The sequence below is a fragment of the Micromonospora sp. C81 genome (assembly GCF_018070425.1).
GTDB lineage: Bacteria > Actinomycetota > Actinomycetes > Mycobacteriales > Micromonosporaceae > Micromonospora > Micromonospora zamorensis.
In genome coordinates, this window is record NZ_JAGPXS010000016.1 from 136,922 (window position 1) to 150,319 (window position 13,398).

Genomic DNA, 13,398 nt, shown 5'->3' on the forward strand with positions numbered 1-13,398 from the left:
AGGTTTCATTCACGTCGTTCAACTGAGGACGTCGATACGATCTGTGAACACATGCGGACTCTCGGTGGTGGAAATGGACAGCGGACTCGAAACCCGACGGATCGTGCACCCGACGGAGCGGATCGTCACCGGGCGGCTGATCCGCCTGCTCGACGGCTACACGCGCGAGGTGCGTATCGGGCAGCCGGTGCTGGTGGCGGTGCTCGCGGCGGCGGCGTTCGCGCGGCTGCCCGCCCTGCTGCTGCGCTCGCTCTTCTCCTTCGGCGGTGGCGGCACCCGCCGGCGCTGGAAGCAGTTGAAGCAGGGTCCGGAATATCTGGTCACGCCGGTGCGACTGCGTAACACCGCAGGGCAGCTCTGCGAGGTGGAGCTGCACGGTCACCTGCCGCAGAGCGCCCTGCACCCGGCGGACCAGGTGCAGCTCACCCTGCGCCCGCAGCGGGACCCGGAGCTGCCGCCCCGGATCGAGCGGATCGTCAACCTCACCACCGGGCAGCTGCTGACCCCGCGTACCGCGACGCTCTGGTCGCACCTCGGGCCGCCGCTGCTGTTGCAGGCGTTCCTGGGCGCGCTGCTGCTGGCCGGCGTCGTGGCCTGCTCCGCGCTGACCTGATCGCTCAGGCAGGCGGCCGGCGGGTCAGCCGACCAGGGCGGGTTGGCGGCTCAGCCGACCGGGGCGGGCTCGCGGGCCGGTTGGCGGTCGACGCCGAGCATCCCCCGGCGGCGGGCCCAACGCTCGAAGGCCAGGGTGGCGAACGGCGGCACCGCGCTGGCCAGAGCCACCGCCGTGGCCAGCAGGCTCCACCGGCGCAGCCGGGCCACAGCCAGCACCAGCAGGGCGTACGCGACGAAGAGGCCTCCGTGGATCGGCCCGAAGATCTTGACGCCCAGCTCGTTGTCCGGCGGGCCGTACTTGACCAGCATGCCGACCAGCAGGGCCAGCCAGGAGCAGGCCTCGGCGATCGCCGCCGCGACGAACAACCGGGTCACCTTCTCGCGCATCCGCACGCCACCACCTCTCAGGGCCGCAATGCTATCGGGGCGGCCTGACTGGGCTATCAGGGCGGGCAGGTGGGTAGGAAGGGACCATCGGGTCTTTCCCCGCCCGCCCCGGACGTGCGAGGTTAGGGGGGACCAGCGGTGACAAGGTGGTGACCATGGGCGAGGACGTCGGCGTACGAACCTTCAGTCGAGAAGACCGGGCCCGTTATCGCGACAAGGTCCGCCGCTGCCTGGACGTCTTCGCCGAGATGCTGCGCGAGTCCCGTTTCGACGTGGACCGGCCGCTGACCGGCGTGGAGATCGAGCTGAACCTCGTCGACGAGGCGTCGAATCCGGCGATGCGCAACGCCGACGTGCTGGCAGCCATCGCCGATCCGAGCTTCCAGACCGAGTTGGGCCAGTTCAACGTCGAGATCAACGTGCCGCCGCGCCGGCTGGCCGGCACCGGCACCGCCGACTTCGAGGAGTACGTGCGGGCCAGCCTCAACGCCGCCGAGGTGAAGGCCCGGGCGATCGGCGCCCACATGGTCATGATCGGCATTCTGCCGACACTGCGCCCGGAGCATCTGACCGCCGAGACGCTCTCGGCGAACCCCCGCTACAAGCTGCTCAACGAGCAGATCTTCGCGGCCCGCGGTGAGGATCTGCCGATCGCCATCAGCGGCGTGGAGCGGCTGGCCGTCACCGCCGACACGATCACCCCGGAGGCGGCCTGCACCAGCACCCAGTTCCATCTGCAGGTCAGCCCGGCCCAGTTCGCCGACTACTGGAACGCCGCCCAGGCGATCGCCGGCATCCAGGTCGCGGTCGGCGCGAACTCGCCGCTGTTCTTCGGCCGGGAGCTGTGGCGCGAGACCCGCATCCCACTGTTTCAGCAGGCCACCGACACCCGGTCGGAAGAGATCAAAGCCCAGGGGGTACGCCCCAGGGTCTGGTTCGGCGAACGTTGGATCACCAACGTGTTCGACCTGTTCGAGGAGAACGTGCGCTACTTCCCGGCGCTGCTGCCGGTCTGCGACCCGGAGGACCCGACGCAGGCCCTCGCGGCCGGCGAGGTGCCCAGTCTCGCCGAGCTGCGCCTGCACAACGGCACCGTCTACCGGTGGAACCGCCCCGTGTACGACGTGTCCCGCGGCCGACCACACCTGCGGGTGGAAAACCGGGTGCTGCCCGCCGGACCGACCGTGCTGGACACCATCGCCAACGGCGCCTTCTACTTCGGACTGGTCCGCGCCCTCGCCGAATCGGACCGCCCACTGTGGTCACAGATGTCGTTCAGCGCCGCCGAGGAAAACTTCACCAGTTGCGCCCGGCACGGCATCGACGCGCAGGTGTTCTGGCCCGGCCTCGGCTACCTGCCGGTGACCGAGCTGGTGCTGCGCCGGTTGTTGCCGATGGCGCATCACGGTCTGGACCGGTGGGGGCTCGACCCGGCCGAGCGCGACCGGCTGCTCGGCGTCATCGAGCAGCGCTGCCTGACCAGCCGCAACGGCGCGACCTGGCAGGTGGAGACGCTGCACCGACTGGAGTCCGCCGACCACCTGGACCGACCGGAGGCGCTGCGCGAGGTGGTCCGCCACTACGTGGACCTGATGCACAGCAACCGACCGGTGCACGAGTGGCCGATCCCGTGAGCGCCCCGGGTGGCCCGATCCGCACGGGGCTCAGCCTCGCGGGGTGGGAACACCGAAGAGATCGATGATGCCGCCGGGAAGCTGGGCGAGCAGGTCGTGTCGCTCGTCGTCATCGAGCGCCTCGGCGACGGTACGCAGCACCGCCTGGGCGTGTTGACGCACATGGTCCGCGTTCGCGACCTGCTCGCGGTCCCCGACCTTCTTCAGGAACTCGCCAACATCCCACCGACGGCCCTCCGGATTGCGAGTGACGGACCCGCTCAACCGCTCCGGTAGCTGTGCCGCCAGGTTGTCGGCCTCCCGTCCGGCGAGCCGTTCACCGAGCACCGACAGGACGGCCTGCACGGACCGCACCGCCTCGTTCTCACCGAGACCAGCGCGCTGTCGTACCGTGGCGATCATCTGCTCGTACTCCATGCTCCGCTCCTTCGGTCTCCTCGACATGCCGTCAGGCCTGCCTGCGGACGAACGGGGCGAGTTCCCCGGCTCCCTGACCACAAACGGGGTCACGCGCGGATCCGGACTCCCCTCGTCGCTCAGACCTGCGGCGTCGGGTCCCAGGGGGACGGGTCGTCGCGCAACCGGCTGTAGAGGTAGCCGTCGCGCCACTGACCGGCCCGAAACTCGCTGGCCCGGATGACGCCCTCAAGCTGGAAACCGGCCTTCTCCAGCGCCCGTTGCTCGGCGACGTTCTCCGGGTGCGTACCGGCCTGGATGCGCTGCGCCGGGCTGTGGTGGAAGAGGTAGTCGCAGAGCAACGCCTGTGCGCGCCAGCCGATGCCTCTCCCCCGCCACTGCGGCAGCAGGGCGATGCCGATCTCCCAGTACGACGCCCGTCCGGCGTAACGCCCAGCGGTGTAGCTGACGATGCCGGCGGCGGCCTGCTCCTGCTCGACCTCCACGACGAGCCGCCCGTCGTCCTCGCCGAGATAGCCGTCGACGGCGAACCGCCGCGCTGGCGCCCCCGCGTCCTTGAAGCCAGCCCAGTCCAGCCCGATCAGGCCCGGCTCGGTGCAGAACCGTCGGAGCATCCCCAGGTCGGCCTCGCCAACCGGGCGCAGCCGGACAGTGACGTCGGTCGAGACAGGCACCGACGTGCCTCCACTTTCCATGGCGACACGCTAGCTGCCCGGCCAGCGGGAGACGCGCCGCCCGGAGCTTGCGTCGCGCGCGCAGCACTCCCCCGCCGGCAGACCTGACCGCCGGTCAGACCTTGAGCAGCACCTTCGTACAGTCGTCCTGCTTCTTCTGGAAGATCTTGTAGCCCTTCGGGGCGTCGCGCAGCGGCATGCGGTGGCTGACGATGAAGCTCGGGTCGATCTCGCCGCGCTGGATGCGCTCCAGCAGCGGCCGCGTGTAGCGCTGGACGTGGCACTGACCGGTCCGCATGACCAGTGAGCGGTTCATGAACGCGCCCATCGGGAACTTGTCGACGAAGCCGCCGTACGCGCCGACGACCGAGACCACCCCACCCGAGCGGCAGGCGAGGATCGCCTGGCGCAGGGCGAACGGCCGTTCCGTCTCGACCCGGGCGACCTGCTTCGCCCGGTCGTACGCGTACATGGCGGCGTTGCCGTGGTGGCCTTCCAGGCCGACCGCGTCGATGCACGCGTCGGGCCCCCGGCCGGCGGTCATCTCGTTGAGGGTGTCCAGCACGTCGGCCTGCTCGTAGTTGATCGTCTCGGCGCCGGTGTGCTCCTCGGCCAGCCGCAACCGGTACGGGAACCGGTCGATGACGATCACCCGCTCCGCGCCCAGGAGCCGGGCGCTGGCCGCGGCGAGCAGCCCGACGGGCCCGCTGCCCCACACCGCGATCACCTGGCCGGGTTTGATGTCGCACATCTCGGCGCCCATGTAGCCGGTCGGGAACACGTCGGCGAGCATGACCGCCTGGTCGTCGCTGACCTCGTCGGGCACCTTGAGCGGGCCGATGTCGGCGAACGGCACCCGGGCGTACTCGGCCTGGCCGCCGGCGTAGCCGCCGAGCAGGTGGGAGTAGCCGAAGATGCCGGCCGGCGAGTGCCCCATGATCTTCTCGGCGATGCCGGCGTTGGGGTTGGAGTTCTCGCAGACCGAATAGAGGCCGCGCTGGCAGGACGAGCAGTGCCCGCAGGCGATCGGGAACGGCACCACCACGCGGTCGCCCGGTTTGAGGTTGCGGACCTCCGGGCCCACCTCGACCACCTCGCCCATGAACTCGTGGCCGAGGATGTCGCCCTTGCGCATCGCTGGAATGTAGCCGTGGTAGAGGTGCAGGTCGGAGCCGCAGATCGCGGTGGTGGTGATCCGGACGATCGCGTCCCGGGCGTTCATGATCTTCGGGTCGGGCACGTCGATCACCTTGACGCTGTCGGTGCCCATCCAGGCGGTGGCCTTCATGGTCGGTCCCTTTCGGATGCGTGGGCGGTCAGCGGCGCGACGACGGCAGCGGCTGGGCGGGACGCTGCATGGCCTGCTGGCGTACGGAGATGCCGTTGGGGCTGCCCTCGGAGCGGACCACCTCGCCGGTCTCCAGCACCTGCTTGAACCGGCGCAGGTCGTCGCGGACCTGCTGCTCGGGCTCCTCGCCGAAGAGCTTCGCCACCACCCGCCCGAGCGCGCCGGCCGGAGGCGCGTACCGCAGCTCGACCCGGACCTCGGTGCCCCGGTCACCGGGTGCGGGCACGAACCGGACCCGCCCGGCGTTCGGCACCCGGGTGCCCGGCAGCGAACGCCAGGTGATCGACTTGTTCGGCTGGTCGTCGATGATCTCGGCGTCCCACTCGACGCGGTGACCCGCCGGGCCACGGGCGATCCAGTGCGAGCGGCGCAGGTCGTCGGCGCGTACGGACTCCAGGTGCGCCATGAACCGGGGAAGGTTCTCCATGTCCCGCCAGAACCGGTACGCCTCGGCGGGTGAACGGTTGACGGTCACGGCGATCTCCATCCGGATCACCCGGGCCCGGGCCCGTTGGGCCCGCCCGATCCGCACGGCGGAGAGCACGTCGACGGCGGTGATGCCGGCGATCGCGAGGGTGCTCAGCGCGACCCGGCGGCGTCGTTCACCGCTGCGGTCCGCGAGTGCCCTTCCGAGCAGGGTCAGGTCCATGGCGTCGCCGGCCACCCGGCTCCAGGCCCAGCCGGCGGGGCGACGGCCGCTGAGCAGACCGGCGGCGCTGCCCAACTCCCGGAGGCCCACGGCCGGGAGCACGGCCCGCGCGGACGGGGAGTCGTCCACCCCGGTCAGTCGCGCGACGGGTCCGGGCGCGACCAGGGCGCCCACGCCCAGCGCCAGGCTCAGCAGGCCCAGGGCGCTCGGCAGCGTCGCCGGCACCGGCCCGTCCAGTTCGGGCAGGAGCACACTGTCGATCCGGGTCATGCCTGGTCCCTTCCGGTGGACGTGACCGCCGGTCCGCCGGCGGAGCGGCGGTGGTCCCGCCCCCGTGACGCTATGCGGTAGGCGTGACGTGCGCGCCCGGTTCGGGGTAGAACGCCCGATGTGGGCAGCGTGGGCGCAAACGCTCCGTCGACGGTCGACATCGTGACAGTGACCGATCTGGATCGCTTGCGGGCCGTACCGTCGGCCCCACCCGCCGCGCCGCCGGAAGGACGACCTCATGCGCCGTGCCCTTCTCCGCCAGCTGACCGCCACCGTCACCGTCGCACTGCTCGTCGTGCAGGCCGCCGAGCCGGCTGCCGCGCGTACCCCCGGGTCGGTGTCGCCCACGCCCGGCGGCGTCCGCACCGTGGTGCGCGACGCGGCGACCGGCGCGCCGGTGTCCCGGGCCTGCGCCGCGCTCGTCCCAGTGGACGCCGCGGCCCTGGCGGCGGTGACGCTCGGCGAGGACCAGCTCGGTCGGTACGGGGGCTGCGCCGACGAGCAGGGGGTCCTGGTGGCCGCCGACGTCGCCCCCGGGACGTACCGGCTGCTGGTTCGCCCGTACGACACGACGGCGCACGGATGGCAGTGGGTCGGCCGGCACGGCGGCACCGGTGACCGCAAGCGGGCCCGGGAGGTCCGCGTGCGGGCCGGCGCGGTGACCACTCTGTCGGACGTCCGGCTCGACCCTCCCGGCACCGTCGTGGGCGTGGTGACCGACGCGACGGGCGCCCCGGTCCCCCGCGCGCGGGTGATGGTGGTGCCCTACGTGCCGCATCCGAAGTACGACGACCACGGCCCGACCACCGACGAGTACGGCCGCTACACGATCACCGGTCTCGGCCCGTACGACTGGCCGGTGCAGTTCGCCGCCGCCGGGCTGGCGACCGTGTGGTCCGGCGGTGCGGGCAGCCGGTTGTCGGCACGGCCGGTTGCGGTCCGCGCCAACGAGACGGTGACCCTCGACCAGGCGCTGCCCGCCGGGACGCCGCTGAGCGGGAGCGTACGAGTCGACGAGCTGCTCACCTACGCCCAGGTGATCGCGTTCGACGCGCTGACCGGGGACCTGGCCGGCGTCGCGGACGTGGGCACCGGTTACACCCTGCGCCTGCTCCCCGGGCAGCGGGTGAAGCTGCGTTGCGACTGCGCGTACGCCCCGTCGGCGTGGCACCGGAGCGCGGCCGGTTTCGACGCCGCGACCCCCGTACGGGTCCGTCGCACGCCGGTCGTGGTGGACTTCGACCTCCGGTAGCCCCCTGGCCTACCACGCCCAGCGGAGCACGGTGATCAGGCCGACGACGGTGAGCGCCACCAGGACCAGACCGGTCAGCCCTGCGACCAGGCAGCCCAGCGCGTCCCACCGTGAGCTGTGCTCCTCCGGCCGGGGGCCGGCCTCGGTCCAGGTGACCGGGGCGGGGCCTTCCCGCTCGGCCTGCTCGACCAGCCGGCCGAGCCGCGCACCCGCCACCGGCCCGAGCCGGTCGGTGGGGTCGGGGGGCCACATATTCTGGCCGGCCACCGGAACCTTCTTCCCGGCCCGTTGGTGGGAGTGGTGGAGAAGGGGGGTGACGGTGTCCGACGGTGATCTGATCTCCGAGCTGTACGCCGGCTGTTTCCGACGCCTGGTGGTCCAGCTGTACGCGGTGACCGGCGACCTGACCGAGGCGCAGGAAGCGGTCCAGGAGGCGTTCACCCGGGCGCTGGTGTCACCACGGCGCTTCGCCGCGCTGGAGAACCCGGAGGCGTGGTTGCGCCGGGTCGCGGTGAACTGGGCCCGCAGCCGGTACCGCCGCCGCCGGGTGCTCGACGGGCTGCTGCGCCGCATCGGCCCGCCGCCGGCTGTCGCCGACCACTCCCCGGAGCACCTTGCCCTGCTCGCCGCCCTGCGGGTGCTGCCGGAGGGGCAGCGGCACGCCCTGGCTCTGCACTACCTCGTCGACCTGCCGGTGGACGAGGTCGCGGCCACGCTGGGCGTCTCGTCCGGCACGGTGAAGTCCCGGCTGTCGCGGGGCCGGGTCGCCCTGGCGGCGCTGCTCGCCGACACCTCCGACGCCACCAGCACTGGCACCAAGTGCGCCTCCGACGCTACGGAAACCGGGAGGATCGATGTCCGGTCGTGAGTTCTCCGGGTTCGACATGAACACCCTGACCGAGGCCGTGTCGCCACAGCCCTTCGACGCGCTGCGGTCCACCGCCCGGTCCCGCCGACACCGGTCGGTTGCGATGGTGGCGGTCGCACTGGTCGCACTGGCCGGGCTGGCGGTCCTGCCGCTGGTGGCCGAGCCGGACCGGGCCGCGCCGGCTGACCCTGCGACAACGTCGGATGCGCAGTTCAGCCAGTTCACGCTGACCGGACCCAACTCCGGCGTCGACGTGCGGCAGGACGGTTGCGTCGTGCGCTTCGCGTATACCGGCGACGGTGGCCGCAGTTGGTCGGACTGGGACGCGGCGCGCTTCGAGGGCGCCAGATGTGCGGCCGGGACCGCCGCCGGAACGCCGGGCAGCGGCACGGACTTCTTCGTACTCGGTGAGCGGTCCTACCTGGTCACCGACTCCGGGCTGGCCCAGCTCTCCACCGACTACGGCCGCACCTGGCGGGACGCGGATGCCGCGATCGTCGCCGTACCCGCGTTCCCGGCGACGGCCCGACCGGTCCTCTGCGGGTTCGGCTGTAGGCCGATGCTGGAGCCGCTGGCGGTGGACCCGTCGAGTGGAACGGTATACCGGCTCACCGCCACGGCACCCTCGTGGCGCCCGCTGTTCAGCCTCTACCCGGCCGCGGACGGCAGCATCTGGGCCACGTACCAGAGGGGGAGCGCCGATGGGTCGACCGTCGCCCGCAGCGCCGACCGGGGCGCGACCTGGACCTCGTGGGAGGTGGGCGACGACGGGAACGTGATCACGGCGGCCGGGCTCGACAACCGGGAAGGGTACGTGCTGACCCAGTCGTCGGATGGCGCGGTGCGGCTGCTGCGCACCACGGACGGCGCGAAGACCTGGACGGACACCGGCGCCGACCTGCAAGATCAGATGCCCTACGACCTCACGGTGGGATCGGACCGGTCCCTGCTGGCGATCACTCCCGGCGAGGGGACCGACTCCGACCGCCGCGGGCGGCTGCTGGTCAGCCGGGACGACGGACGGCACTTCACCGTCGCCCGGGAGTACGGCCGGCTCGTCGGTGCGGTCAGTGTCGCGCCCGGCTACGCCTGGCTCTTCGGGCGCGACGACGGGTCGACGGGCGAGCCGGACCATCTGATCGTCACCACGGACGCGACCACCTGGACCCGCTTCACGCTGAAACCCTGAAAACCGCGCGCCGCCCGGAGTTAACAGTGACCCGTACCGGGTAGCCGGCATCCGCTGCTACCGGCGGTCGGGGAGGTGGGATGACGGCGACGAGCGCCTTCTTCGAGCGGTTGACCGTTGCCGGCCGTGACCCGCGGTTCAGCAAGGTCTGCGGGAGCGTGCGGTTCGACATCCGGGACGGGGGCCACCTGGAGCAGTGGCTCCTGGACATCGATCATGGCCGGATGCGGGTGACGAGGAGCGGTGGTCCCGCCACCACCGTGATCCGGGTGTCCGCGCAGGTCGCGGAGGCGATGGCACGCGGTGAGGTGAACGGCCTGGCGGCGATCACCCGCGGCGACATTCTGGTCGACGGTGACCTCGGCCTGGCACTGCGACTCGGGCGGCTCTTCCCGCGCGAGGCGGGGCCGCTTCAGCGCGACGACCGCGACAGCGGCAGGTGACCGATGAGGGACATCGCGGGCACTGTGGCGTGCATCGACGGGAACACCTTCATGGTGTCCGACTCCAGTGGCGATGTGGAGTCGTCCCCGGCCACGCCGGTCGGGTTGTTCGCCGCCGACACCCGCTTCCTGTCCCGCTGGATGCTCTTCGTCAACGGCGAGTGCATGACCGCGCTGTCGGTGGACGACAGCCAGTACTACGAGGTCACGTTCTTCGTGGTGCCGGGCGCGGCGGTCGACTACGTGCAGGCGGACCTGTCAGCCATCCGGCGCCGGCGCATCGGCCCGGACCTCACCGAATCGCTGACGATCTTCAACTACGGCGACCGGGACACCGACCTCGACGTGCGGCTGGAGGTGGCAGCCGACTTCGCCGACATCTTCGAGATCAAGTTCGACGTCGGTGAGAAGGTCGGCACGCACTACACCCACGTGGGCCCGAACGAGTTGCGCCTGGGCTACCGGCGCGGCACCTACCAACGTGAGGTGGTCGTGTCGGCGAGTGAGCCGGCCGAGTTCGACCCGGACGGCATCCGCTTCCGGGTCCGACTCCGCCCCGGCGAGCAGTGGTCGACGCAGCTACAGGCTGACATGAGGGCGCTGCGTCCGGACGGCGTCGACCTGCGCTCGGCTCTGCGGGCTCAGCGGCCGGACGCCTCCACACTGCCCACCAGCCTGCGGGCCTGGGTCGAGGCGGCCCCGACGCTGGACACCGACAGCGTCGCCCTCCAGCAGGTGTACCACCGCAGCCTGGTGGACCTGGCGGCGCTGCGCTTCGCACCGCTCTCGCTCAGCGGCGCCGCCGTACCCGCAGCCGGGTTGCCCTGGTTCATGACCCTGTTCGGCCGCGACAGCCTGCTGACCTGCCTGCAGACCCTGGCCGTCACCCCCTCGTTGACCCCACCGACGCTGCGGATCCTCGGGTCGCTGCAGGGCGTCCGCACCGACGACGTGTTGGAGGAGGACCCCGGCCGGATCCTGCACGAGCTGCGCTACGGGGAGTCGGCCGCGTTCGAGGAGCAGCCGCACTCCCCCTACTACGGCACGGTGGACGCCTCACCGCTGTTCGTCGTGCTGCTCGACGAGTACGAGCGGTGGAGCGGCGACACGGCGCTGGTGACCGAGTTGGAGCAGGAGGCGCGAGCGGCCCTGGCGTGGATCGACCAGTACGCGGACCTGACCTCCACCGGCTACATCTGGTACCAGCGACGCAACCGCGCCACCGGCCTGGACAACCAGTGCTGGAAGGACTCCTGGGACAGCATCTCCTACGCCGACGGGCGGCTGCCGGGCTTCCCGAGGGCCACCTGCGAAACCCAGGGGTACGCCTACGACGCCAAGATCCGGGGAGCGCGGCTGGCCCGTACCGTCTGGAATGACCCGGACTTCGCCGACCAGTTGGAGCGCGAGGCGGCGGCGCTGTACGACCGCTTCAACCGGGACTTCTGGTTGGAGGACCGCGGCTACTACGCCCTCGCGCTCGACCACGACGGCACTCCGGTCGACAGCCTGTCGTCCAACATCGGGCACCTGTTGTGGAGCGGGATCGTGCCGCCGGAGCGGGCCCCGCGGGTCGTCGAACACCTGATGGGTCCGAGACTCTTCTCCGGTTGGGGCGTGCGCACCTTCGCCGAGGGGCAGGGCCGTTACAACCCACTCGGCTATCACAACGGCACGGTCTGGCCGTTCGACAACTCGTTCATCGCCTGGGGTCTGCGCCGGTACGGGTTCACCACCGAGGCGGGCCGCATCGCCGAGAGCATCCTCTCCGCCGCCACCTACTTCGAGGGCCGGCTGCCCGAGGCGTTCGGCGGGTTCGACCGTGACACCACCCGGTACCCGGTCCGGTACCCGACCGCCGGCAGCCCGCAGGCGTGGTCCAGCGGGGCGTGCATGCTGCTCATCCGCACCATGCTCGGCCTCGATCCGCACGAGGACCACCTGGCCGTGGCCCCCGCGCTACCGGCCGCCTTCGGGCGGATCGCGCTCCTAGACGTCCCCGGCCGCTGGGGCAAGGCCGACGCCTTCGCCCGCCAGCGCCCCAACCAGCGCTAGCGAGACGCTCAACTGACGGTGAAGCCGCCGTGGGTACGTGTCTCCCGCAGCCAGTCGAGCCAGGCCACCCACAGCTCGTCGGTCTCCCACTCGGCGCGCAGGCTCGTCGGCGACGCGTCGTAGAGGATCAACGCCTGCTCGATCTCGGTCTCGCCCACCACCCAGGGGCCGTTGCTCGTCAACTTGAACTCGGGGATCCCCACCTTGCCGGGGCTGGTCTGCGCGGATGCCGCCCGTTCGGCCTCCTTGTAGGCGTCGCGTCGACGCTGGTCGTTGCGCCAGTCGGCGACGCTGTCGAACGGCCAGTCCGGAAAGGGCTGCGGCGTTGCCTGGTAGGTCATGCCGGCCCATCGCATGCGTTCCCGGCAGAACCCCATGCCGGCGATGTTCAGGGCGAACTGGTAGGCGTCGGCGAGCGACGAGTACTCGTCGTAGCACTGCGGCCAGTTGCCGCACGACCCGTTCAGGTCTATGCACGCTTCGGCGTGGGCGCGCGCGGTAGCGGCGGGTTCGGGCAGATCAACGTGTTCGAAGCTGTAGCCCATCGGACCCCCGACCGCCGGCAGAGCAGGAACTTGGCATTCTGCCCGACGCCGACGAGCGACGCCCCTCCGCGCGTACCCCGGTCAGGGCTCATCCCCCGGCGGGCCCGGTGGCCCGGAAAGTGCGCCGGTACGCGTCCGGCGGCACGCCGACGGTGCGGTGGAAGTGCCGCCGCAGTGTCGTGGCGGTGCCCAGGCCGGCCGCCTCGGCGATGACGTCGATGCTGTCGTCGGTGTTCTCCAGCAGCTCCTGGGCGCGGCGGATCCGCTGCGTCGACAGCCACAGCAGCGGGGTGGTGCCGGTGACCGCCCGGAAGTGCCGAGCCAGGTTGCGCGAGCTCATGTTCGCCTGCCGGGCCAGGTCCTCGACGGTCAGCGGTCGGTCCAGCCGTTGCAGGACCCAGGGGAACAGGGCGGCGAGCGGGTGGTCGTCGCGGGCGGGCACCGGGGTGGTGACGTACTGGGCTTGGCCGCCGGCGCGGTGCGGCGGCACGACCAGGCGGCGGGCGACGGCGTTGGCGACCGTCGAGCCGTGATCGCGGCGGATCAGGTGCAGGCACAGGTCGATCGCGGCGGCCTTGCCGGCGGAGGCGAGCACGGTGCCGTTGTCGACGTAGAGCACGTCCGGGTCGACCCGCACCCGGGGGTAGCGGGCGGCCAGCGCCTCGGTGTGGGCCCAGTGCGTGGTGGCGCGCAGCCCGTCGAGCACCCCGGCGGCGGCCAGCACGAACGCGCCGGTGCACAGCGAGACCATCCGGGCACCGGCGCGGTGGGCCGCGCGGACCGCGTCGAGCAGGTCGGGCGGCATGTCCACGTCGACGTCCTCCACCGCAGGGATGATCACGGTGTCGGCGCGGGCGAGTCGGTCCAGCCCGTCGTCGGGCTCCATCTGGAACCGTCCCACCCGGACCGGGCCGGGGCCGCAGACCACCACCTCGTACCACGGGTCCGCCTGGCCGGTGGGGTCGCGGGCGAAGACCTCGCAGGCCATGCCCACCTCGAAGTGCAGCATCCCGTCGGTGGCGGCGATCGCGACAGAGGTCATGTCCGAAACT

The 13,398-nt window shown here is 71.7% G+C and carries 15 protein-coding genes; 7 read left to right on the forward strand and 8 right to left on the reverse strand.

The window, feature by feature from the left end; translation table 11 throughout:
- Nucleotides 1–64 precede the first annotated feature (64 nt).
- Entirely contained in the window at nucleotides 65–613 is a 549-nt protein-coding gene (locus tag KBX46_RS24215) for a hypothetical protein (RefSeq protein ID WP_185755288.1), read from the forward strand.
- A 50-nt stretch (nucleotides 614–663) separates the two neighbouring features.
- Here KBX46_RS24215 and KBX46_RS24220 read toward each other — a convergent pair whose 3' ends face one another.
- Entirely contained in the window at nucleotides 664–1,002 is a 339-nt protein-coding gene (locus KBX46_RS24220) for a DUF3817 domain-containing protein (RefSeq protein ID WP_088948007.1), read from the reverse strand.
- Between the two features lie 155 nt (nucleotides 1,003–1,157).
- On the opposite strand from KBX46_RS24220, the gene KBX46_RS24225 reads away from it, so the two are divergent.
- On the forward strand, nucleotides 1,158–2,636 hold the full coding sequence (locus KBX46_RS24225) for a glutamate--cysteine ligase (protein WP_210794174.1): 1,479 nt from the start codon (nucleotides 1,158–1,160) through the stop codon (nucleotides 2,634–2,636).
- Nucleotides 2,637–2,666: 30 nt separating this feature from the next.
- On the opposite strand, the gene KBX46_RS24230 is transcribed toward KBX46_RS24225, so the two are convergent.
- The 4 genes from KBX46_RS24230 to KBX46_RS24245 form a co-directional block, all read right to left on the reverse strand.
- Entirely contained in the window at nucleotides 2,667–3,053 is a 387-nt protein-coding gene (locus tag KBX46_RS24230; RefSeq protein ID WP_210794175.1) for a DUF2267 domain-containing protein, read from the reverse strand.
- A gap of 119 nt (nucleotides 3,054–3,172) precedes the next feature.
- A complete protein-coding gene (locus KBX46_RS24235; protein WP_308159676.1) occupies nucleotides 3,173–3,727 on the reverse strand; it encodes a GNAT family protein in 555 nt (184 codons plus the stop codon).
- Nucleotides 3,728–3,842: 115 nt separating this feature from the next.
- Nucleotides 3,843–5,015 carry a zinc-dependent alcohol dehydrogenase gene (locus KBX46_RS24240; RefSeq protein WP_210794177.1) on the reverse strand — a complete coding sequence of 391 codons (1,173 nt, stop codon included), beginning with the start codon at nucleotides 5,013–5,015 and terminating at the stop codon, nucleotides 3,843–3,845.
- A gap of 28 nt (nucleotides 5,016–5,043) precedes the next feature.
- Nucleotides 5,044–5,994 carry an SRPBCC family protein gene (locus KBX46_RS24245; RefSeq protein WP_141909270.1) on the reverse strand — a complete coding sequence of 317 codons (951 nt, stop codon included), beginning with the start codon at nucleotides 5,992–5,994 and terminating at the stop codon, nucleotides 5,044–5,046.
- A gap of 238 nt (nucleotides 5,995–6,232) precedes the next feature.
- On the opposite strand from KBX46_RS24245, the gene KBX46_RS24250 reads away from it, so the two are divergent.
- Nucleotides 6,233–7,246 (forward strand): carboxypeptidase-like regulatory domain-containing protein, encoded by a 1,014-nt coding sequence (locus KBX46_RS24250; RefSeq protein WP_210794178.1) that lies wholly within the window; start codon nucleotides 6,233–6,235, stop codon nucleotides 7,244–7,246.
- 9 nt (nucleotides 7,247–7,255) lie between these two features.
- On the opposite strand, the gene KBX46_RS24255 is transcribed toward KBX46_RS24250, so the two are convergent.
- Complete coding sequence (locus KBX46_RS24255; protein WP_210794179.1) at nucleotides 7,256–7,513, reverse strand: hypothetical protein; 258 nt, start codon at nucleotides 7,511–7,513, stop codon at nucleotides 7,256–7,258.
- A gap of 52 nt (nucleotides 7,514–7,565) precedes the next feature.
- Between KBX46_RS24255 and KBX46_RS24260 the strand changes: the two genes are divergently transcribed.
- The 4 genes from KBX46_RS24260 to KBX46_RS24275 all read left to right on the forward strand — a co-directional run bounded on the left by KBX46_RS24260 (nucleotide 7,566) and on the right by KBX46_RS24275 (nucleotide 11,801).
- A complete protein-coding gene (locus tag KBX46_RS24260; RefSeq protein WP_210794180.1) occupies nucleotides 7,566–8,114 on the forward strand; it encodes a sigma-70 family RNA polymerase sigma factor in 549 nt (182 codons plus the stop codon).
- Nucleotides 8,101–9,303 (forward strand): hypothetical protein, encoded by a 1,203-nt coding sequence (locus KBX46_RS24265; RefSeq protein WP_210794181.1) that lies wholly within the window; start codon nucleotides 8,101–8,103, stop codon nucleotides 9,301–9,303. The genes KBX46_RS24260 and KBX46_RS24265 overlap by 14 nt, the downstream gene beginning before the upstream one ends.
- Nucleotides 9,304–9,383: 80 nt before the next feature.
- The gene (locus tag KBX46_RS24270; protein ID WP_210794182.1) at nucleotides 9,384–9,746 is read left to right on the forward strand and encodes an SCP2 sterol-binding domain-containing protein; all 363 of its coding nucleotides are present in this window, start codon (nucleotides 9,384–9,386) and stop codon (nucleotides 9,744–9,746) included.
- Between the two features lie 3 nt (nucleotides 9,747–9,749).
- Nucleotides 9,750–11,801, forward strand: a complete 2,052-nt coding sequence (locus KBX46_RS24275) for a glycogen debranching N-terminal domain-containing protein (protein ID WP_247668068.1) — start codon at nucleotides 9,750–9,752, stop codon at nucleotides 11,799–11,801.
- Nucleotides 11,802–11,809: 8 nt separating this feature from the next.
- On the opposite strand, the gene KBX46_RS32690 is transcribed toward KBX46_RS24275, so the two are convergent.
- Both KBX46_RS32690 and KBX46_RS24285 read right to left on the reverse strand, forming a co-directional pair.
- Nucleotides 11,810–12,346: a hypothetical protein gene (locus KBX46_RS32690; RefSeq protein WP_247668069.1), complete on the reverse strand. Its 537-nt coding sequence runs from the start codon at nucleotides 12,344–12,346 to the stop codon at nucleotides 11,810–11,812.
- An 88-nt stretch (nucleotides 12,347–12,434) separates the two neighbouring features.
- On the reverse strand, nucleotides 12,435–13,388 hold the full coding sequence (locus KBX46_RS24285) for a helix-turn-helix domain-containing protein (protein WP_210794183.1): 954 nt from the start codon (nucleotides 13,386–13,388) through the stop codon (nucleotides 12,435–12,437).
- Between the last annotated feature and the right edge of the window lie 10 nt (nucleotides 13,389–13,398).

Excerpts from the sequence above, each read along its gene's own strand:
- KBX46_RS24220 (WP_088948007.1), bottom strand. The coding sequence starts at position 1,002 with ATGCGCGAGAAGGTGACCCGGTTGTTCGTCGCGGCGGCGATCGCCGAG.
- KBX46_RS24225 (WP_210794174.1), top strand. The coding sequence starts at position 1,158 with ATGGGCGAGGACGTCGGCGTACGAACCTTCAGTCGAGAAGACCGGGCC.
- KBX46_RS24230 (WP_210794175.1), bottom strand. The coding sequence starts at position 3,053 with ATGGAGTACGAGCAGATGATCGCCACGGTACGACAGCGCGCTGGTCTC.
- KBX46_RS24240 (WP_210794177.1), bottom strand. The coding sequence starts at position 5,015 with ATGAAGGCCACCGCCTGGATGGGCACCGACAGCGTCAAGGTGATCGAC.
- KBX46_RS24245 (WP_141909270.1), bottom strand. The coding sequence starts at position 5,994 with ATGACCCGGATCGACAGTGTGCTCCTGCCCGAACTGGACGGGCCGGTG.
- KBX46_RS24250 (WP_210794178.1), top strand. The coding sequence starts at position 6,233 with ATGCGCCGTGCCCTTCTCCGCCAGCTGACCGCCACCGTCACCGTCGCA.
- KBX46_RS24265 (WP_210794181.1), top strand. The coding sequence starts at position 8,101 with ATGTCCGGTCGTGAGTTCTCCGGGTTCGACATGAACACCCTGACCGAG.
- KBX46_RS24270 (WP_210794182.1), top strand. The coding sequence starts at position 9,384 with ATGACGGCGACGAGCGCCTTCTTCGAGCGGTTGACCGTTGCCGGCCGT.
- KBX46_RS24275 (WP_247668068.1), top strand. The coding sequence starts at position 9,750 with ATGAGGGACATCGCGGGCACTGTGGCGTGCATCGACGGGAACACCTTC.
- KBX46_RS32690 (WP_247668069.1), bottom strand. The coding sequence starts at position 12,346 with ATGGGCTACAGCTTCGAACACGTTGATCTGCCCGAACCCGCCGCTACC.
- KBX46_RS24285 (WP_210794183.1), bottom strand. The coding sequence starts at position 13,388 with ATGACCTCTGTCGCGATCGCCGCCACCGACGGGATGCTGCACTTCGAG.